We start from the raw sequence: 21,045 nt of genomic DNA, 5'->3' as shown, positions 1-21,045 counted from the left end.
TAGAAATTATTGAAACTTTAGTGCATCCCTCTCCTTGAAGAGAGGGAAACGGAGGCTTGTGGTTTAAACCCTGATTTATAGAACGGAACAAAAATCCCTCTCTTCAAGGAGAGGGAATGTAGCAATTTGCCTGACCAAAAACATTAATAGGGTGAGTTTATTAAGAAGGCTTTAAAAACCTCACCCTTTGAAAGGTAGAAATTATTGAAACTTTAGTGCATCCCTCTCCTTGAAGAGAGGGAAACGAAGGCTTGTGGTTTAAACCCTGATTTATAGAACGGAACAAAAAATACCGCTAACTCAAATCCCTCTCTTCAAGGAGAGGGAGCGCAGCAATTTGCCTAACCACAAGCGTTGATAAGGTGAGGTTAAAAAATAATCCATAAAATCTATCCTAAAATTGTTAAGCTTTCTTCAATAATCTGAATTTTAGCTTCAGCATCTGCTTTTTTATTGCGTTCATTCTCAATAATTTCTGGCTTAGCATTTTGAACAAAACGTTCATTGCTCAATTTTGCATCAACTGATTTTAAGAAACCTTGCAGATAAACTAAATCAGCATTTAAACGGATACGTTCTGCAACGACATCAATATTTTGGGTTAGTGGAATAAAAAATTCATCCTTCCCAGCCATAAACGCCGTTGCACCAGCAACTTTATCGTTTACAATTTCAGCTTCAGAAACATTAGCCAATTTGAAAACAATGTTTAACCATCTTTCGTAATCGATATCAGAGTTTACTTTCAAACTTAATGGCAACGCCTCTTTTGGCGAAATTTGTTTCTGGTTACGTACATTTCTAATTTCTGCCACAACAGTTTTAATAACTTCAGCATCTTTTAGCAATTTATCATCAATTGCACCACCTTTAGGGTATTCTGCTACGATACAGCAATCCATTTCACCTCGCTCTGCAAACAAATCATCATGCCATAATTCTTCCGTTAAGAAAGGCATATTCGGGTGTAATAATTTTATAATTTGCTCAAAAAAGCCAATCGTAGCTTTATAACTTTCTGCATCAATTGGTTGCTGATATGCCGGCTTAACCATTTCTAAATACCAGGCACAGAAATCATCCCAAACCAATTTATAAGTAGTCATTAATGCCTCAGATAAACGATATTGCTTAAAGTTGGCTTCAATTTCTACCAAAGCTTCGTTAAAACGGCTCTCGAACCAAGAAATCGCTTGTTTATTTGGGTTTTCTAATTTTTCATCAACTTCCCAACCTTTAACCAAACGGAAAGCATTCCAAATTTTCGAAGCAAAATTACGCCCTTGTTCGCAGTAACTTTCATCGAACATTAAATCATTTCCTGCCGGAGATGACATCAACATACCAACGCGAACAGCATCTGCACCATATTTCTCAATTAATCCAATCGGGTCAGGAGAATTACCTAACGATTTAGACATTTTACGACCTAATTTATCGCGAACAATACCGGTTAAATAAACATTTGTAAATGGTTTTTTACCCATAAACTCATGCCCGGCCATAATCATACGTGCCACCCAGAAAAACATAATTTCTGGTGCGGTAACCAAATCATTTGTTGGATAGTAATAATTTATATCCTTATTATTTGGGTCTTTAAATCCATCGAAAACCGAAATTGGCCACAACCACGATGAAAACCAGGTATCCATAACATCTTCATCTTGCTTAACAAATGGCTCTAACTGATGTTTAAAGCCAGCTTTTTCAGTTTCCGAAGAGTTTTCATCCAAGTGTTTTTTCTTCCAGAATTCTTCTAATGCCTCATCTTTAGTTTTCGCAACAACCCAGTTTCCTTTATCATCGTACCAAGCCGGAATTTGCTGTCCCCACCAAAGCTGGCGAGAAATGTTCCAATCGCGAACATTTTCCATCCAATGGCGGTAAGTATTTTCAAATTTATTCGGAATCAGGTTTACATCGCCATTCAAAACATCATCTAAAGCCGGTTGCGCCAATTCTTTCATCTTTACAAACCATTGCATAGAAAGTTTTGGTTCAATAGCTGCATCAGTACGTTCTGAGAAACCAACCTGCGATTTATAGTCTTCAACTTTTTCTAAATGACCAGCCTCATCCAACAATTTAGCAATCTTTTTACGGGCAACAAATCTATCTTCACCCACTAAAATAACAGCCAACTCATTTAAGGTTCCATCATCATTTAAAATATCTGTAACCGGCAAATTATGTTTAACGCCTAATTCATAATCGTTCAAATCATGCGCTGGCGTAACTTTTAAACATCCTGTACCGAACTCAATATCAACATATTCATCCTCAATAACCGGAATTTCATGGTTAACAAGCGGCACAAAAACCTTTTTACCTTTCAAGTGCGTAAAACGTTCATCATTCGGATTAATACAAATTGCAGCATCAGCCATAATTGTCTCCGGACGAGTAGTTGCAACAGTTAGAAAGGTAGAAGGTTCTGGGTTTAAGGCTGAGGGTTGACCATCCGTCGCCGTATGCCTTTCGCTTTTTACCTCATACCTGATGTAATACAATTTCTGATTTACTTCTTTACGGATAACTTCCTCATCAGAAACCGCTGTTTTACCAGCCGGGTCCCAGTTTACCATACGGATACCACGATAAATCCAGCCTTTTTTGTACAAATGGATAAACGAATCGATTACCGCTTCCGATAAATCTTCCTCCATTGTAAAACGCGTACGGTCCCAATCGCAACTCGCACCCAATTTCTTCAATTGCTCTAAAATAATACCGCCGTATTTTTCCTTCCATTCCCAGGCATATTTCAAAAATTCTTCACGAGAAAGGTCTTTCTTATTGATGCCTTGCTCCTTCAACATCGCTACAACTTTCGCTTCAGTAGCAATCGAGGCATGGTCAGTACCAGGTACCCAGCAAGCATTTTTGCCCTGCATACGAGCTTTTCGAATCAAAACATCCTGAATAGTATTGTTCAGCATGTGCCCCATGTGCAGCACTCCGGTAACATTTGGCGGTGGAATTACAATAGTGTAAGGCTCACGCTCATCAGGTTCTGAGTGAAAAAACTTTTTCGATAGCCAATAGCTATACCATTTATCTTCTGTTTCTGCAGGATTGTACTTGGTGGAAATGCTCATGAAAAATTATTCAATATCAATTTGAGCTGCAAAAATACGTTTTTAAGGGCAAAATTTAAAGTGCAAATCATTTGAAAAGCAAGTCCAGTATTCCATTTTAACGTTAGTCCTGCTTTCATTCAAATCTTTTTGCGATTGGAAGTTTAAGCCTTTAGAATACCTGCAACAAAAAGTATTTCCACTCAATCAGGTTTACTTAACTAAAACCAGTACTCAAAACTCAAGCAATACCTTTCCACCGCCCAAATCTTGATACCTAATACTAAATACTTGATACGAACTAAATACTAATTCATTACCTTTGAAACCATGAATTCTTACCTGATAAAAGCCGCCACGATTGTAAATGAAGGGCAAAAAATAGTTGCCGATGTATTAATTAAAGACGGATTTATAGCAAAAATCGGTCAAAATCTTTCTGCACCAAATGTGCAGGAAATTAACGCCGAAGGACAATTTCTTTTACCAGGAATGATTGATGATCAAGTTCACTTTCGTGAACCAGGTTTAACCCATAAAGCTGATATTTTTACCGAAAGTATGGCAGCCGTTGCCGGTGGAATTACCTCTTTTATGGAGATGCCAAACACCGTTCCGAATACATTAACGCAAGATTTACTTGCAGATAAATATGCAATTGCCGCAGAAACCTCATTAGCTAATTACTCATTTTATATGGGTGCAAGCAATGATAATATTGAAGAAGTTTTAAAAACCGACCCCAAAAATGTGTGCGGAATTAAAGTTTTTATGGGTTCATCAACCGGAAATATGCTGGTTGACAATGAGAAAACTTTAGAAAACATTTTCAGTAAAGCACCAATTTTGGTTGCCACACATTGCGAAGATGAAGCAACTATTCGCCATAACCTTGCCGAATTTAAAGCAAAGTATGGTGATGATTTAACAATTGATATGCATCCTCTAATTAGAAGTGCAGAGGCTTGTTATAAATCATCATCTTTAGCTGTAGAATTAGCTAAACAACACCAAACCCGATTACATATTCTGCATATTTCTACAGCAAAAGAAATTGCCCTTTTTGATAATACCATTCCGCTAAAAGATAAAAAAATTACCGCCGAAGCTTGTGTTCATCACCTTTGGTTTAATGATAAAAATTATGTTGCAAAAGGGAATTTTATCAAATGGAATCCTGCAGTAAAAACAGAGGCCGACCAAAATGGAATTTTAGCTGGCGTTTTAAATGATAATATTGATGTTATCGCAACCGACCATGCGCCTCATACTTTAGAAGAAAAAAACCAGGCTTATGCACAAGCGCCATCCGGCGGACCATTAGTTCAACATGCTTTACCTGCATTACTGGAAATGCATTTGCAAGGAAAAATTTCCTTAGAAAAAATTGCAGAAAAAACAGCACACAACCTGGCCATTTGCTTTAATATTGAAAAGCGTGGATTTATTCGTGAAGGTTATTGGGCCGATTTGGTTCTGGTAGATTTAAAGGATTCATGGAAAGTAACTAAACTTAACAATTTCTATAAATGTGGCTGGAGCCCTTTTGATGGCGATACCTTCCAGGCAAGTGTAACGCATACTTTTGTATCGGGTAATTTAGCTTACCAGAAGGGTAAATTTACTACAGACCAAATTGGCAAACGTTTAACTTTTGAACGTTAGAATTGTTATATTTGGTTATTAAGTATTGTAAAAATGGAAACTTTAATCGCACATCCAAAAAATGAAGAACAGGCTACTGCATTAAAAGCGGTAATGAAAGTTTTAAAGATTGATTATGAAAGCGAAGACCGCCCGTACAATCCGGAATTTGTAGAAAAAGTTATTAAGGGTGTAAATTCAAGGAAATCTGGTAAACCTGGTAAAATAATTGACGCAAAAGCTATGTGGAAATAATTTTTTAATAACCCCTTAATTTACTGCATCCCAATTAAAATGAATATTGGTATGCAAGTAGAATTACACGAACAGGCAATTGTCGATTATGAGTTTTGGAGAAAATCGGGCAACAAATCAATTCAAAAAAAAATTGAACAATTAATTCTTGCCATTCAAGAGAATCCCTTCAATGGTATAGGCAAACCAGAACAATTGAAATACGGTTTAGCAGGTTTATGGTCTAGAAGAATCAATGAAGAACACAGAATAATTTATGATATTGTAGATAATATCTTACATATTTATTCGCTAAAAGGTCACTACAAATAATTAATGATAAATCGTTCCCTGCTCCTTAAAACTTTTATCTTAATAGGCTTTTCAATTACTATCTTCCTTTTCGGCTTCTTCCCCAACCTTATCCTTAAATATTACTCATCTGGTATTTATCCGTACATTTCATCAATTTTAAGATTCATTTCCTCAATATTTCCATTTACTATTGGCGATATTGTTTATGCGCTATTAATCGGTTTTGTACTTTACAAGATTTTCAGATTTTACAAAAAACGTAAATCATTAAAAAAAGCACACAGAATTACTGTACCATTAGAAGTTTTAAATTTCTTCCTAATCCTATACATCGTTTTTAAAATTGCCTGGGGTTTAAATTACAGTCGCCCAAGTATTATCGAGGAGTTAGGCATTGGAGATGAAAAATATACGGTAAAAGAACTGGTAATGTTGGGTAATTACTTTGTTTTAAAAGCCAATGATTTAAAATTGCAACAAAAGAAAATATCAAATTACTCTATTAAGCAATTAGAAAATAGCTCTGCAATTGCTTATCAAATAATGGAAAAGAAGAATTCATTATTTAGGTATTCAAACCCTTGTTTAAAAGCTGTTTTAAACCCATGGATTGTAAGCAAAGCTGGCATAGAAGGTTATTATACACCCTTAACCGGAGAAGCTAATATGAATACAAATCTTCCGGATTTTGTGAAACCTTACGTTTCATGCCACGAAATTGCTCATCAGTTAGGTATTGCTTATGAAGATGAAGCCAATCTTTTAGGATACTTAACGGCGAGTAACAGTCCGGATTTGAACTATCAATACTCAGCTAATTATGAAATGCTGAGGTATATTTTGTTCGAAATAAGAATAAAATCTCCGGAAGATTACAAAATACTTTACGATAAATTATCAACCGGTGTTTTAGCAGATTTTAAAACTGAAAAAGAATTCTGGCGTAAATATAACGGTGAAATGTTTGGCTACATGGATACTGCCTTTGATAGTTTTTTAAAATTAAACAATCAGAAAAAAGGTATAAACAGCTATCAGGATATTGTAATTTGGCTTTGGAATATCCATAAGAATAAGTTGAAAGTTTAGACAGCCAAACTTATAACTTACAACTTTTAACCTATAACTATTACCCGTGTATCGCCTCTTTTGTTCCGAAACTTTGAATTAATTCTCCTTCAAAATCTAACCATTCCTTCCAGCGTTTATCTACATCAACATCAGTACTGTACTTTCTGGCAAAATTTAAGAAAGTGGTATAATGCGTTGCTTCCGAAATCATTAGCTCATGATAAAATTTGGCTAATTCTTCGTCTTTAATGTTTTGTGAAAGTACACGAAAACGTTCGCAACTTCTGGCTTCAATCATTGCAGCAAACAATAATCTATCAATAAAGGCCTGATTTCTGCTACCGTCTTTTTTACTGAATTTTACCAAACGTCCTACGTAATCATCCTTGCGCTCACGAGTTAGTGTATAACCACGTTGTTTTATAATTTCAATTACCATCTGAAAATGTTGCATTTCTTCAATAGCAATGGCCGTTAATTCATCAACTAAATCCTGATGTTCCGAATTTTGAGTAATTAAGGTTATGGCGTTAGATGCTGCCTTTTGTTCGCACCAGGCATGGTCTGATAGGATTTCTTCTAAATTTGATTCAGCTATATTTGCCCAACGTGGGTCTGTTAATAATTTTAATCCTAACATGTGGTTTTTAATTCGAAAGGCAAAATTAAGAATATTTAACATACGTTTGGCATCTCCCGCAGATTTAGAAGATGGCCGCAGAGTTTGGATCTCAATCTGCGAAAATCAAAATTATCTGCAGGAGCTAAAAAAAAGACCTTATTTTGCAGAAATATTAGATTATGACTGCAAAAAAACTACTCATTATTGGATTTGTTTGGCCAGAGCCAACTTCATCAGCCGCTGGCACGAGAATGATTCAATTGGTAGATTTATTTTTGAATAATGGCTATGAAATTACCTTTGCTTCAGCCGCTTCAAAAAGTGATTTTAGTTATGATTTTAGTGGAAAAAGTGTTTTTGAGCAGGAAATAAAATTAAACGATGAAAGTTTCAACTCATTTTTGAAAGAATTAATGCCGGATGTTGTACTATTCGATCGTTTTATGGTAGAGGAGCAATACGGATGGCGAGTACAACAAGAATGCCCAAATGCATTAAGAATTTTAGACACCGAGGATTTACATTTTTTTAGAAGCGCCAGACAAATCAGCAATAAAAAAAACGGTGCCTTAAATTTACATAATGACGTTGCCAAAAGAGAAATCGCATCGATTTTACGTTGTGATTTATCGCTGATAATTTCAGAGATTGAGATGAGGATTCTTCATGAGCAGTTTAAAATTGATTTTTCTCTGCTATATTATTTGCCGTTTATCGAGCAAAAAATTACACAAGAAACCATTCAGAATTGGATTCCATTTGAAAATAGAGCTGATTTTATTTTTATTGGAAACTTTTTACATGAGCCTAATTGGAATACCGTTCAGGTTTTAAAAACCAAAGTTTGGCCTGTTTTAAGGAAAGAATTACCTGATGCAACTATGAATATTTACGGTTCTTACGCATCGCAGAAGGTTTTACAACTAAACAATAAAAGCGAGAAATTTTTAATAAAAGGCAGAGCAGAAAATGCTCAGCAAACCATTGCTAAACATAAAATTTTACTGGCACCAATACAATTTGGAGCTGGAGTAAAAGGAAAATTTATTGATGCGATGCAAGTTGGAACGCCATCTGTAACAACAACGATTGGCGCCGAAGCCATGAAAGGCTCGTTAAACTGGAGTGGTGTTATTGATGACGATTTAGATATTTTAATTGAGAAGACAGTTGAATTATATCAAGATAAAGGCAAATGGTTTAGCGCTCAACAAAATGGTGTAAAGATTATTAATGAACGATATGCTATAGAAGAAACAGCAAATAATTTCATGATTATTATAGAAAATTTTGACTTAGCAAAACACCGCCAAAACAACTTTATCGGTCAAATCTTAAATCACCATACAAATCAATCTACAAAATACATGTCTTTATGGATTGAAGAGAAAAATAAAAGCTAAATACAAATTACACAGCTTTCTTCAGACTAGTTTAATTGATTTTTCTTAAGAAATGCAACTAAACTATGTTTTTAAACCTGATGGAAACGGCAGCTCCCGATTTTTCATCGGGACTACAGTGTACAGCAGGGCTGCATTAACCGAAAAGTGATGTACCCTGCTTTTCGAAAATGTAAAATTTAAGCTTTAAACAAATGCCGAAAAGCCAGTAATTGCCCGCCCAACGATTAATGTATTGATTTCTTTTGTGCCTTCATAAGAATAAATGGCTTCAGCATCGGCCACGAATCGAGCCACGTTATATTCCAGTAAAATCCCGTTTCCGCCCATTACCTCGCGGGCTTTACTCACCACATCTCGTGTGCGTAACGAGCAAAAAACCTTCGCCAATGATGCATGTTCATCTTTTAACAACCCCTGGTCTTGCAATTGCGACAACCTAAAACACAGCGTTTGCATAGCGGTTAAATTCGAAAGCATTTCTACTAAATGATTCTGGATTAATTGAAAGGATGCAATAGGTTTTCCGAATTGTTTTCTGGTTCTGGTGTAATCCAAGGCGTTTTCGTAAGCGCCGCGAGCGCAACCTACCGCTTGCCAAGCAACTCCTGCCCTTGTCATTTGCAAAACTTTTGCCGTATCCTTAAACGAATTTGCGTTTTGAAGTCTGTCACTTTCCTCTATCTCACAATTTGTTAAGGTTATAATTCCGTTCTGAACAATCCTCAAGGCCATTTTATCTTGCATCTTTTCTACTGCAAAACCTGGATTATCTTTTTTAACAATAAAGCCTTTTACTTCATTACTATCCTCATCGCGGGCCCAAATAATTAAAATATCGGCAAAGGTTGCATTACCAATCCATTTTTTCTGTCCATTTAAAATCCATTTTCCGTTAATTTGTTTACAAGTTGTAGTCAAGCCACCTGCCGCCGCAGAACCAACTTCAGGTTCGGTTAACCCAAAGGCGCCAATTATTTTAAATTTTTGCATCAAGGGTAACCATTGTTGCTTTTGTTCTTCAGACCCGCATAAATATATAGAACCCATTGCCAAGCCACTTTGCACGCCAAAAAATGTAGAAATTGATGTATCGATTCTGGCCATTTCCATTGCCAGAATGCCTTCCATTAAGTTTGATTTTCCTGGGCAACCATATCCTTTATAGGTTAAACCACAAATATTAAGTTCGGCTAGTTTAGGGATAATTTCAAAAGGAAATTCTGCTCTGTTCCAATAATGATTTACGATTGGCTTAACTTCCTTTTCCAAAAAAGCCCGAACTTTTAATTGCAATTCGCGATCTTCTTCTTTCAAAGTTTCATCACCTAACTGATAAAAATCGCCATCAATTGGAGGCAATTCTTTCTTTTTTCCAGAGCCGCCCATCATTTTCATCATGCCGGCAATTTGCTTATCATCAAGGCTAGAAATCGTTTCAACCATTTGCGGTAAGTTTACCTTTTTCGAAAGTGCATCTAACTTCGCAAAATCTACATGTTTAAAAAGATTGTAAGCGTTTTTTATGGATGAGAATATATTAGCCATAATTATTCGTTTTGAGAATAACAAACAAGAGTCGATTTTGTTGCAAAGTGCGCTTAAGTGCGCTTTCCGGAGGATTTAACTATTTTTTTTGAAAATTAAGATATAAGCGTATTTTTACGCCCTAATTGAATTTTACGCTCCAAAATACATCCTTAATGCTCAAAAAATTATTCTGCAAACATAGCTACAAAAGATCTACCGATAAATTATTAAAAATAGGACACAGTAAACACGGACCGCTAATATTGGCAGTTTTTGTTTGCGATAAATGTGGTAAAAAGGTTAAAAGACTACCTTAAATCGAACAAATTATCAACCCCTAAAAGTTTTCTGGAAGTAAACCCTTCGCCAAAAGTAGCACCAATACTTTTACCGAATTCTCTTGAGCGGCCAATAACCGTTTCAAAAAATTCTGGTGAAGAAATATAGGTTTGCAAACCATCAACATCAGGATTATAAAATTGAGTTTTAAAAGCTTTTATAGACTCGATTTTTTTATCCATGTGCTCCGAAATATCAACAATGATATCTGGTTTCAAATATCTGTCTTGGATGTATTGCAGTAGTAATCTTGGCCGATGAGCGGCTTGTTTTTGTCCCTCAAGTTCTGTTTCGATTTTTGGTAAACCAGATAAAAATACAGAATCATATACCAAATCGCCGGCTCTGCCATGGTCGGGATGGCGGTCTTCTAATGCATTACTTAAAATAATTTCTGGTTGATATTTTCTTATCGCCTTAATAACCTCTAAACGATGAAATTCATCATTTTGAAAAAAGCCATCACGCAGCCTTAAATTTTCGCGTACATGTAAACCTAATATTTTTGCAGAATCTGCAGCTTCTTCATCACGAGTTTCGGCTGTACCTCTTGTACCTAGTTCGCCTCTGGTTAAATCTACAATTCCAACTTTTTTACCGAGTGCAATGTGCTTTAAAATCGTTCCCGAACAGCAAAGTTCTGCATCATCAGGATGAACAGCTATAACTAAAATATCTAACTTCATTATTATTTTGCATCCAGCAGGCGCTGAATTTTTTTCTTGATTTTTGAACTTAAGGGTTTTGTAAAGGGGAAAAAATAATCTTCTACTTCGCCTTTTTTATTGATAAGATATTTATGAAAATTCCACCTCGGTGTAGATGAAAGTTTGGCATTGTGCTTTTTGTCACTCAAAAACTGATACAACGGATGGGCATGTGCTCCACGTACCATTATTTTATCAAACACAGGAAATTTTACACCGTGGTTTATTTCGCAAAAGCTACTAATGTCACTACCGGTTAAAGGCTCCTGCTTGCCAAAATCATTAGTAGGAAAACCTAAAATTTCAAAATCCTGATTTCCTATTTCATCTTTTAGTTTTTGCAATTCTCCAAGTTGGGGTGTAAAACCACACTCTGAGGCTGTATTTACAATTAGCAAAACTTTGTTTCGGAAAGCTGAGAGCGGTTGCTCCTCGCCTGTTATCTTCTTCACTTTAAATGAATAGATATTAGGAGTATTTTCTTTCATTCTTTAATTATTGATAGAACCCTGAAGCCCTAATGATAGATTCAATGTCTCTATCTTCGTTTATGTTGTACTCGCTTTTTAAATTATGGCCAACAACGCGGGCAATAACCTGGTAAGAAAACGCTGCGAAACCACCTTTTGTTTGCTTCACAATATCGTATGTTGTACGGCCCACTTCTCTATCAATAAGTTTTGTTAAAATTTTTCCTTGCGTAATCGTTAAATCTTTTATTTCACGATTAAACATATCCTTAATTTCCTTATCACACTGCTTAACTAAATCTTTTTGGCGCTTTTTCTCTGTTGTTGTAACTAAATCCCGCTCCAACTGCTCGTATCTGCGTTTTGCAAACAAGGCGTAAGGCATTACCTTTAAAACGTTGTAGCGCAAACGGTTATACGCAGCTTGTTCTGCCGGCGATTTAAAAATATGAGGAGCTGTAATGGTAACATCATAAAGCTGCATCCATGGTATCATTACGCCATTATCATTTGTAGAGGCTACACGAATGGTATCTAGCTTACCCAATTTAGGGAAAACGGGCTCTGTATTTTCTTGTGCTTTCAAACTTGCACTGAAAATCATGACAAAAAATAGAATGATTAGCCCTTTAAATTTCATAAATTTATACCTTAACAAAGTTAGGGGTTATTTCATATATTAGGAGTTTTATAAAACTAATATAGGTTTTATTGAATAATAAGACGCAATATTTTACGCAAAAAATACAAATGAAAACAGAGTTAGTGATTGATTTAGAGGCCGAGAAGAAAGAAATATTAAAAAGATACCGGGCATTGCTCCGTGCAAGCAAATCCACATTACAAAAAGGAGATAAAAAAGAAATCAGAAAAGCATTTGATATGGCCTTGGAAAGCCATAAAGATATGCGAAGAAAATCTGGTGAACCATATATTTATCATCCAATTGCGGTTGCTCAAATTGCTGCAGAAGAAATTGGATTAGGTACAACATCTATAGTTTGCGCTTTATTGCACGATGTTGTTGAAGATACCGATATTACGCTTGAGGATATTGAACGCGAATTTGGCAAAAAAACAGCAAAAATTATTGATGGATTAACCAAAATATCTGGCGTATTTGATACAAATAGTTCTTTACAGGCAGAGAATTTCCGTAAAATGTTATTAACCCTTGCCGATGATGTTAGGGTAATTTTAATCAAGTTAGCCGATAGGCTTCATAATATGCGTACGATGGATTTTATGCCTCGCCATAAGCAGCTAAAAATCGCATCAGAAACCATTTATTTGTACGCTCCATTAGCGCATCGTTTAGGTTTATATGCCATAAAATCAGAACTCGAAGATTTATCAATGAAATATCTGGAGCCTGAAACTTACAAATTCATCGCAAAAAAATTAAACGAGAAAAAAGCAGAACGCAATTTATTTATCAAAAAGTTTGTAGAACCAATTGATGAAATCGTTTCTGAACAGGGTTTGCTTGCAAATGTTTACGGTCGCCCAAAATCCATTCATTCCATTTGGAATAAAATGAAGAAGAAAAATATTCCTTTTGAGGAGGTTTATGATCTTTTTGCCATCAGGATTATTTTGGATAGCCCTTATGAAAACGAAAAAGCAGATTGCTGGAAAGCCTATTCTATTGTTACAGATTTATACCGCCCAAACCCCGATCGTTTGCGTGATTGGGTATCTTCTCCGAAAGGAAATGGATATGAATCTTTACACACAACGGTAATGGGTCCACGCGGGCAATGGGTTGAGGTGCAGATACGTACACAACGAATGAACGAAATTGCTGAAAAAGGTTTTGCAGCACATTGGAAATATAAAGAATCGAGCAATGATAATGGCTTAGACCAATGGATTCAAAAAGTTCGTGAAATGCTAAATAACCCTGAAGCAAATGCTTTAGATTTTCTTGATGATTTTAAAATGAATTTATTCTCTGATGAGATATTCATTTTTACACCAAAAGGAGCTTTGATTCAATTGCCATTAGGTGCAACCGCACTCGATTTTGCCTTCGAAATCCATACTGATGTTGGAGCGACCTGTATTGGTGCAAAAGTGAATCATAAATTGGTACCGATTTCTTACAAACTTCAAAATGGAGATCAGGTAGAAATCATTACTTCGAGCAAACAAGCTCCAAAAGAAGATTGGCTAAACGTTGTGGTTACAGCGAAAGCGAAATCGAAAATAAAATCATCACTAAAAGAAGAAAAAAGAAAGATTGCCGAAACCGGAAAAGAAATTTTAGAGCGTAAGTTAAAGTCATTAAAAATTACATACAACACTGATAATTTAAACAAAATCAGTTATTTCTTTAAACTTTCTTCAACGCAAGAATTATTTATACAGGTTGCATTAGGAAAAATCGAACTTAAGGATATTAAAGAATATCTGGTAAGTGAAAAAGAAATTGAAACCCGTGGACCTGAGCGACCTGAAAATTTAAGTGTTGATGCCATAAAAGGCAAAATGAAAGGAACAGAATCAGACATTTTGCTTATTGGTGAAGACATGCAAAAGATAGATTACACGCTTGCTGCATGTTGTAACCCGATTCCTGGCGATGATGTTTTTGGTTTTATTACGGTTAGTGAGGGCATCAAAATACACCGTACAAACTGCCCTAATGCTGCCCAGTTAATGTCTAATTATGGCTATAGAATTGTTAAAGCCAAGTGGAATAAGCAAAAAGAATTAACTTTCTTAACTGGTTTACGCATTATGGGTATTGATGATGTTGGCTTAATTAATAACATTACAAAGGTAATCTCAAACGATTTTAAAGTTAATATGCGTTCGATTACTGTTGATACAAATGAGGGAATTTTTGATGGCTCGATAATGATTTTCGTGAATGATACTGAACATTTGGAGCAGTTAATAAAAAATTTAATGGAAGTACGCGGCGTAACAGGTGTTACCAGGTTTGATGCTTAGTCAGCCGGGAGTCAGGCGTTTGAGGGCACAGGTTTTAATTATTGTCTTAAAACTTGTAAATCCAAAGATTAATATCTACAGACTTCTGTCTCCAAAAGCCAGACTTATTACAACATTTCAACAATCAAAAGGTACAACAATCCAACAATTTAACTACCTTTGAACGGAGTTTAAAAACTATGTCAGAACAAAAAACAAATGAGCTGGTTCGTAAAATTTTTGAAGCTTATTTAGAGAACAAAAATCTACGAAAAACACCTGAACGTTTCGCAATATTAGAAGAAATCTACTCGCGAAATGACCATTTTGATGTTGAAACCCTGTACATTCACATGAAAAATCAAAAGTATCGTGTTAGCCGTGCAACGGTTTACAATACTTTAGAATTGTTAGTTTCATGTGATTTGGTTACCAAACATCAGTTTGGCAAAAACATGGCACAATTTGAAAAATCTTATGGCTATCGCCAGCACGATCATGTTATTTGCATCGAGTGTGGCAAAGTGGTCGAGTTTTGCGATCCGCGTATTCACCAGATTCAAACCATGGTTGGCGATCTTTTAAAATTCGATGTTAAACACCACTCATTAAACCTTTATGGCTTTTGCTCAGATTGTAGCATGGCTAATAAAGTAAATCAGCACGCTGCTACAGCTGCTAAAATTGAAGCAAATTAAATCAATCCAAAAAAATAAAACCAGCTTAATTTTTTAATAATGACGCAAGTAGATGTACTTCTCGGCCTGCAATGGGGTGATGAAGGAAAGGGAAAAATCGTTGACGTTCTTAGTCCGAAATATGATCTTATTGCCCGTTTTCAGGGCGGCCCAAATGCCGGACATACTTTGGAGTTCGATGGTAAAAAATTTGTTTTAAATACTATTCCATCAGGTATTTTTAACGATGATACCATGAATCTTATCGGTAACGGAGTGGTTATCGATCCAATTATTTTAAAAAGAGAGCTAGATAACCTGAAAAAAGCTGGTCATGATCCAGTTGCCGATGGCAAACTAGTTATTGCCCGTAAAGCTCATTTAATTTTACCTACACACCAGTTGTTAGATGCGGCAAATGAGGCTCGCATGGGTAAAAACAAAATCGGCTCTACTTTAAAAGGAATTGGCCCTACTTATATGGATAAAACAGGCCGTAACGGTTTACGCGTAGGCGATACCACACTTCCTGATTTTAAAGAACGTTATAAAAAACTGGTAGAAAAACACACCGAAATTCTTTCTCATTACGAATTCGAATATGAATTAGCAGAAAAAGAAGCAGCGTTTTTTGAGGCTATAGAATTTTTAAAATCTATACCACATGTAGATAGCGAGCATTTCGTAAACGGTTATCTAAAAGAAGGTAAAGCGGTTTTGGCTGAAGGTGCACAAGGCACTTTATTAGATGTTGATTTTGGTTCATACCCTTTCGTAACATCAAGTAACACAACAACTGCAGGTGCTTGTACCGGTTTAGGCATTGCCCCAAACAAAGTTGGTGCTGTTTATGGCATTTTTAAAGCCTACTGCACACGCGTAGGCGGCGGCCCGTTCCCAACCGAATTAGACAACGAAATAGGAGAAAACTTACGTGCTTTGGGTCATGAGTTTGGCGCAACAACTGGCCGTGCCCGTCGTTGCGGATGGATTGACTTACCTGCTTTAAAATATGCCATCATGTTAAACGGTGTAACCGAATTAATTATGATGAAAGCTGATGTGTTGGATACTTTTGACACCATTTATGCTTGTACACATTACGAATATAATGGCGAAACAATTGATTATATGCCTTACGACATTATTTCTATCGAGCCAAAACCAGTGCTAAAAGCTATTGATGGCTGGGCAACCGATGTTACTAAAATTACTTCTGTTGATGAAATTCCAGCTAAATTAAACGATTACATCGCATTCTTAGAAAAAGAATTAGAAGTGCCAATCAAATTTTTATCAGTTGGTCCGGATAGAGCACAAACATTAGAGTTATAATTTCTATTGTCCAACAGTCTGAAAGGCTCGTCATTTCGGGCGAAGCCGAGAAATCTTTATAATTAATTTAAAGATTTATTCACTTCAGTCTAAATGAAGATTTAATCAAAAAACATTTCAAAGCAATCCAAATTTGGGTTGCTTTTTTTATTTGAAAAGCAATGCAATTAAATCTATTTACGTCCAGTCCCGCCAATGTTTCAAGTTACGGTTTTAGGTTCTGCAAAAATTAAAGATTCTGCTTCCGTAAGCTTTCCACTTATGTCGGGTTTAGTTACCTTTGCCACTGCTTGAAAAACCAAAAAAACAACACAGATTTTAAACAAAAGGCATTGCATTGGGCAAACCAATTCGATGTTTGTTGTCTTTTAGATTCAAATCAGTATAAAGACCAATATTCTGCTTATGAATTCATCATTGCTGCTGGTGTACACGATGAACTAAAAACTAGTGCTGGTACAGCTTTTAATAAACTTAAAACCTTTTACGAAAACCATAAAACCTGGTTATTAGGTTTTTTGAGTTACGATTTAAAAAATGAATTAGAAGATTTGCAATCTGCCAATTCTGATAAGTTAGGCTTTCCTGATTTGTACTTTTTTGTACCCAGATTCTTAATTGCTTTTAAAAATGGTATTGCAGAAGTCTTGTTGGGCGATGATTCCATCATTGATGAAATAAATTGTTATACAGTTAAAAAACCAACTACATTAACGAATCTTAAAATCAATCAAAAACTTTCAAAAGCTCAATACATCAATAAGGTTAATGGATTAAAAAACCACATCCTCCGTGGCGATATCTACGAAGTAAATTTTTGCCAGGAATTTTTTGCAGAACATGCAATCATAAACCCGGCAGAAACCTTTGAAACACTTAATAAACTATCTCCTACGCCTTTTGCAGGGTATTTTAAAATTTATAATAAATATATATTATCGGCTACGCCTGAGCGTTTTTTATGTAAAAGAGGCCCAACATTGGTATCACAACCAATTAAAGGTACAGCAAAAAGAAGCATTGATTTTGAAGAAGATGAGCAAATCAAAAAGACCCTGCAAAATGATATAAAAGAACAAGCAGAAAATGTAATGATAGTTGATCTGGTTCGCCATGATCTTACAAAATCTGCCCTTAAAGGCTCCGTTAAAGTTGATGAATTATTTGGAATATATACCTTTCCACAAGTTCATCAAATGATTTCGACAATAAGTTGTAAGCTTAATCCAGAAATGCATTTTGTTGATGCGATAAAAAATGCTTTCCCTATGGGCTCTATGACGGGTGCGCCAAAAGTTAAGGCTATGAAATTAATTGAAGAATTTGAAGTTTCGAAACGAGGAGTTTATTCGGGTTCATTTGGTTGCATTACGCCTAATGGAGATTTCGATTTCAATGTGGTTATCCGCAGTATCCTTTATAATCAAGAAAACAAATATTTATCATTTCAGGTTGGTGGAGCAATAACTTTTCAATCAGAAGCAGAGAAAGAATATGATGAATGTCTGCTTAAAGCCAGCGCAATTCTTAAGGTATTAGGAAATTAAGACTTTAATCGTTGATAAACCTTTATTAATTACGTCAATTGCGAGGCAAGAAGCAATAACGATTGGCTTAAAGTTTCCTACAACAAAAAAAGGTTGAAAGCATTATACTTTCAACCTTAAACTTTTTACTTTCAACTTTCCACTATTTCTTATAATACTGTTGTGCTTCTGGCAAATATTTTTGAATTTGAGCAATACGTGTTGCATCGCTTGGGTGCGTACTTAAAAATTCAGCTGGTTTTTGAGCTCCTGCAGAAGCCGCCGACATTCTATTCCAGAATGCAGTTGCATTTTGAGGATTATAACCTGCCATCGCCATAAAAATTAAGCCTAATCTATCCGCTTCTAATTCTTGGTTTCTACTAAATTTCAGCATCGCTACTTGTCCGCCGATACCGTAACCAGCATTAAATACTGATTGTACTTGTGGATTTTTAGACAATGCTGCACCAGCTATTGAACCTAAACCTTGCGCAACCATTTCGTTAGACATACGTTCTGCCGAATGACCAGCAATTGCGTGTGCAATTTCGTGTCCCATTACAGTAGCCAAACCTGCATCATCCTGTGTTACTGGTAAAATACCTGTGTAAACCACAATTTTTCCACCTGGCATACACCATGCATTTTTCTCATTATTCTGAACAACGTTAACTTCCCATTGATAATCTGCAATTAAATTACCATAGTTATTACTGTTCATATATGATTTTACTGCACTGATAAGTTTTGCCCCAACAGTTTTAACCCTTAAAGCTTGTGCATTTGATGCTGGTAAAACTGTACTTTTATTTTCATTTAAGAATGTACTATAAGCTTGAAAAGCCATAGGTAAAACCTGATCATTACTCACTAAATCGAATCTGCTTCGCCCAGTTAATGGAACTGTAGAGCAAGAATTAAACAATAAAGCAGCAGCTACACCAGCTGTTAAAAATAACTTTTTCATAATGCGTTTTTAAAGGTTTGGTAAATTACCCTATGTGAAACATAAAGTTTACCAATAAGTTTTTAGTGAATGTGTTTTTGTTAATTAATTTGTCTTTTTCCTAAACAAATACACTTTAGATTCTTTGCCTTTCAGCAATCTTTCGAGATTTTTTTGGTGGGTTACCAGTATCAAAATACATACTGCCATGCCGTAAAGCACTTCAGATTTTATAGAAACCTGAAAAAGAAATACAACACTTAACGGAAATGTAAAGCCAGCACAAATAGAACTTAGCGAAACATATTTTGTTAATAATAGCACAACCACGAAAACCAGAACACAAAGCATAGATGCGTGGAAGTTAACTGCCAAAATCATTCCAAAAAGTGTTGCGACTCCCTTACCGCCTCTAAAACCTGCAAAAATTGGAAACAAATGCCCCATTACTGCAGTTACACCTAAGGCAAGTTGGTAATTAACAAAAACTACAGAATTTTGCGGACCGGTAACAGACATACCGATAAGATAAGCGAGATTAGTTGCAGTGTAGCCTTTAGCAATATCAATAATCATTACGGCGATACCTGCCTTTTTGCCTAGAACGCGGAAAGTATTGGTTGCGCCAGCGTTTCCACTGCCATATTCTCTAACATCAACCCCATAAAAAGCCTGACCTAACCATACAGCCGTTGGAATAGACCCAAAAAGGTATGCAAAAAGCAGTGCAGTGAGAGAATATACCGTGACCATAGCCTACAATGATACAAAAAATAAGCTTTTCATTATATATCGAATTATAGATTAATATGCTTTCAAGCTCATATCTAAGCTTTTAACTGAATGTGTTAAAGCGCCCATAGAGATAAAATCTACGCCACATGCCGCATATTCTTCAACATTCTCTTCCGTAATGCCTCCAGATGCTTCGGTTATGAACCTGCCATCAACTAATTTTACAGCTTTAGAAAGATTTTCAAAATTGAAATTATCAAGCATGATCCTATCTGCCCCGCCAGCATCAAGTACTTGATTTAATTCCTCAATATTCCTCACTTCAATTTCAATTTGAAGAGATTTATTTTTTTCTTTAAGATATTTTCTTGCAGAATTAATTGCATTGCTAATACCACCGGCATAATCTACATGATTATCTTTTATCAAAATCATATCATATAAGCCTATTCTGTGGTTAACGCCACCGCCTATTCTTACTGCCCATTTTTCAAGATAGCGCAAACCAGGTGTTGTTTTTCTGGTATCTAAAAGCTTTGTTTTTGTGTTACTTAATTTAGAAACTATTCTGTTGGTTTTAGTTGCTATACCACTCATTCTTTGCATGCAATTTAATACCAATCTCTCTGCAATAAGAATTGAATGAGTGCTGCCATAAACCGTTAAAGCAATGTCACCAACTTTAACAACGTCACCATCGTTCAGCAAAACCTCAACTTTTAAAGTTGCATCAACTTCTTCAAAAATTAATAGCGCAAGTTCAATTCCGGCTAAAATACCGTCTTCCTTAATAATTAATTTAGCTTTACCTTGTGTACTCGCCGGGATTGTAGATAGTGCTGTATGGTCGCCATCGCCAACATCTTCTGCAAGGGCATTTTTAATGAATTGTGATAGAAGTTCTTTATCCAAAATAATGGTTTTTACACCTCAAAAATAACAATAATTTGTGATTAGACAATTTAACCTTAAGAATGATTAGACTTAATCTTTGGCCGGTTCTATTCTCAATTCGGTGATGAGAAAAGCATTATTAAATTTTTTCATCGTTATAGAAACTCTAAAGGTTTCTTTTGACGTGATAAGTGATATTACACCAAACCTATAATTCTGGCTGTTATTTATCCGGTGGAAAATACTCGTTTTTGTTGGCTGGTGTTTGCTGAAAAAATCTTTAAGAATTTGTTCACCCTGTGCTTTAGAGTATACATCTTCTTCATCAATAATAATCAACTCTATAGTCGGCGCAAAATTTTTCGAAATTTCTTTGGAGTTTCCTGATCTGAAATATGAGGATAAATCATCTATAATATCAGCTTGAAGCCCAATTGAACTATATATTGGCGATAAGGCAACTAAGAATAAAAATAAGCTTCGGATCATTTTTGTACTATATACCGACCCTATAGCTAAAATTATGCCATTAGCATATCAAAAAAAGGATTTCTTAATTTGTATAAGCTTCAATAAA

19 protein-coding genes are annotated in these 21,045 nt (G+C 35.6%); 9 read left to right on the top strand and 10 right to left on the bottom strand.

Features of this window, described 5'->3' with window-relative positions; translation table 11 throughout:
• Positions 1 to 389: 389 nt before the first annotated feature.
• Complete coding sequence (locus LUA86_RS17050; protein ID WP_231465022.1) at positions 390 to 3,101, bottom strand: valine--tRNA ligase; 2,712 nt, start codon at positions 3,099 to 3,101, stop codon at positions 390 to 392.
• Positions 3,102 to 3,410: 309 nt separating this feature from the next.
• Here LUA86_RS17050 and LUA86_RS17045 point away from each other — a divergent pair, with 309 nt between their 5' ends.
• From LUA86_RS17045 to LUA86_RS17030, 4 genes are read left to right on the top strand one after another with little or no spacing between them, the layout of a single operon-like run.
• A complete protein-coding gene (locus tag LUA86_RS17045; protein WP_231465020.1) occupies positions 3,411 to 4,745 on the top strand; it encodes a dihydroorotase in 1,335 nt (444 codons plus the stop codon).
• 33 nt (positions 4,746 to 4,778) lie between these two features.
• Complete coding sequence (locus LUA86_RS17040; RefSeq protein ID WP_231465019.1) at positions 4,779 to 4,979, top strand: DUF2683 family protein; 201 nt, start codon at positions 4,779 to 4,781, stop codon at positions 4,977 to 4,979.
• A gap of 51 nt (positions 4,980 to 5,030) precedes the next feature.
• A complete protein-coding gene (locus tag LUA86_RS17035) occupies positions 5,031 to 5,291 on the top strand; it encodes a Txe/YoeB family addiction module toxin (RefSeq protein WP_231465017.1) in 261 nt (86 codons plus the stop codon).
• A 3-nt stretch (positions 5,292 to 5,294) separates the two neighbouring features.
• A complete protein-coding gene (locus LUA86_RS17030) occupies positions 5,295 to 6,362 on the top strand; it encodes a DUF3810 domain-containing protein (protein ID WP_231465015.1) in 1,068 nt (355 codons plus the stop codon).
• A 40-nt stretch (positions 6,363 to 6,402) separates the two neighbouring features.
• Here LUA86_RS17030 and LUA86_RS17025 read toward each other — a convergent pair whose 3' ends face one another.
• Entirely contained in the window at positions 6,403 to 6,984 is a 582-nt protein-coding gene (locus LUA86_RS17025; protein WP_231465014.1) for a tRNA-(ms[2]io[6]A)-hydroxylase, read from the bottom strand.
• Between the two features lie 161 nt (positions 6,985 to 7,145).
• Between LUA86_RS17025 and LUA86_RS17020 the strand changes: the two genes are divergently transcribed.
• The gene (locus LUA86_RS17020; RefSeq protein WP_231465012.1) at positions 7,146 to 8,369 is read left to right on the top strand and encodes a glycosyltransferase; all 1,224 of its coding nucleotides are present in this window, start codon (positions 7,146 to 7,148) and stop codon (positions 8,367 to 8,369) included.
• Positions 8,370 to 8,555: 186 nt separating this feature from the next.
• Here the strand turns inward: LUA86_RS17020 and LUA86_RS17015 are convergent, their stop codons facing one another.
• From LUA86_RS17015 to LUA86_RS17000, 4 genes are all read right to left on the bottom strand, one after another.
• Complete coding sequence (locus LUA86_RS17015; RefSeq protein ID WP_231465010.1) at positions 8,556 to 9,917, bottom strand: acyl-CoA dehydrogenase family protein; 1,362 nt, start codon at positions 9,915 to 9,917, stop codon at positions 8,556 to 8,558.
• A 290-nt stretch (positions 9,918 to 10,207) separates the two neighbouring features.
• Positions 10,208 to 10,924, bottom strand: a complete 717-nt coding sequence (bshB1, locus tag LUA86_RS17010; protein WP_231465008.1) for a bacillithiol biosynthesis deacetylase BshB1 — start codon at positions 10,922 to 10,924, stop codon at positions 10,208 to 10,210.
• Positions 10,925 to 10,926: 2 nt separating this feature from the next.
• Positions 10,927 to 11,433 carry a glutathione peroxidase gene (locus LUA86_RS17005; protein ID WP_231465006.1) on the bottom strand — a complete coding sequence of 169 codons (507 nt, stop codon included), beginning with the start codon at positions 11,431 to 11,433 and terminating at the stop codon, positions 10,927 to 10,929.
• 7 nt (positions 11,434 to 11,440) lie between these two features.
• Positions 11,441 to 12,055 carry a DUF4294 domain-containing protein gene (locus tag LUA86_RS17000; RefSeq protein ID WP_231465004.1) on the bottom strand — a complete coding sequence of 205 codons (615 nt, stop codon included), beginning with the start codon at positions 12,053 to 12,055 and terminating at the stop codon, positions 11,441 to 11,443.
• A gap of 110 nt (positions 12,056 to 12,165) precedes the next feature.
• On the opposite strand from LUA86_RS17000, the gene LUA86_RS16995 reads away from it, so the two are divergent.
• From LUA86_RS16995 to LUA86_RS16980, 4 genes are all read left to right on the top strand, one after another.
• The gene (locus LUA86_RS16995) at positions 12,166 to 14,373 is read left to right on the top strand and encodes a bifunctional (p)ppGpp synthetase/guanosine-3',5'-bis(diphosphate) 3'-pyrophosphohydrolase (RefSeq protein ID WP_231465002.1); all 2,208 of its coding nucleotides are present in this window, start codon (positions 12,166 to 12,168) and stop codon (positions 14,371 to 14,373) included.
• Between the two features lie 179 nt (positions 14,374 to 14,552).
• Positions 14,553 to 15,050: a Fur family transcriptional regulator gene (locus LUA86_RS16990; RefSeq protein ID WP_231465000.1), complete on the top strand. Its 498-nt coding sequence runs from the start codon at positions 14,553 to 14,555 to the stop codon at positions 15,048 to 15,050.
• Between the two features lie 39 nt (positions 15,051 to 15,089).
• Positions 15,090 to 16,364 carry an adenylosuccinate synthase gene (locus tag LUA86_RS16985; protein WP_231464998.1) on the top strand — a complete coding sequence of 425 codons (1,275 nt, stop codon included), beginning with the start codon at positions 15,090 to 15,092 and terminating at the stop codon, positions 16,362 to 16,364.
• Positions 16,365 to 16,654: 290 nt separating this feature from the next.
• The gene (locus LUA86_RS16980) at positions 16,655 to 17,911 is read left to right on the top strand and encodes an anthranilate synthase component I family protein (RefSeq protein ID WP_231464996.1); all 1,257 of its coding nucleotides are present in this window, start codon (positions 16,655 to 16,657) and stop codon (positions 17,909 to 17,911) included.
• Positions 17,912 to 18,053: 142 nt separating this feature from the next.
• On the opposite strand, the gene LUA86_RS16975 is transcribed toward LUA86_RS16980, so the two are convergent.
• The 4 genes from LUA86_RS16975 to LUA86_RS16960 form a co-directional block, all read right to left on the bottom strand.
• On the bottom strand, positions 18,054 to 18,860 hold the full coding sequence (locus LUA86_RS16975; RefSeq protein ID WP_231464994.1) for a M48 family metallopeptidase: 807 nt from the start codon (positions 18,858 to 18,860) through the stop codon (positions 18,054 to 18,056).
• 84 nt (positions 18,861 to 18,944) lie between these two features.
• Positions 18,945 to 19,592, bottom strand: a complete 648-nt coding sequence (gene plsY / locus LUA86_RS16970) for a glycerol-3-phosphate 1-O-acyltransferase PlsY (protein WP_231464992.1) — start codon at positions 19,590 to 19,592, stop codon at positions 18,945 to 18,947.
• A 51-nt stretch (positions 19,593 to 19,643) separates the two neighbouring features.
• Positions 19,644 to 20,486, bottom strand: a complete 843-nt coding sequence (nadC, locus tag LUA86_RS16965; protein ID WP_231464990.1) for a carboxylating nicotinate-nucleotide diphosphorylase — start codon at positions 20,484 to 20,486, stop codon at positions 19,644 to 19,646.
• Positions 20,487 to 20,558: 72 nt separating this feature from the next.
• Positions 20,559 to 20,957 (bottom strand): DUF4783 domain-containing protein, encoded by a 399-nt coding sequence (locus LUA86_RS16960; RefSeq protein ID WP_231464988.1) that lies wholly within the window; start codon positions 20,955 to 20,957, stop codon positions 20,559 to 20,561.
• Positions 20,958 to 21,045 lie beyond the last annotated feature (88 nt).

It is taken from the genome of Pedobacter sp. Leaf132 (assembly GCF_920984695.1).
GTDB lineage: Bacteria > Bacteroidota > Bacteroidia > Sphingobacteriales > Sphingobacteriaceae > Pedobacter.
This window is presented reverse-complemented; position numbering and strand designations above follow the sequence as displayed.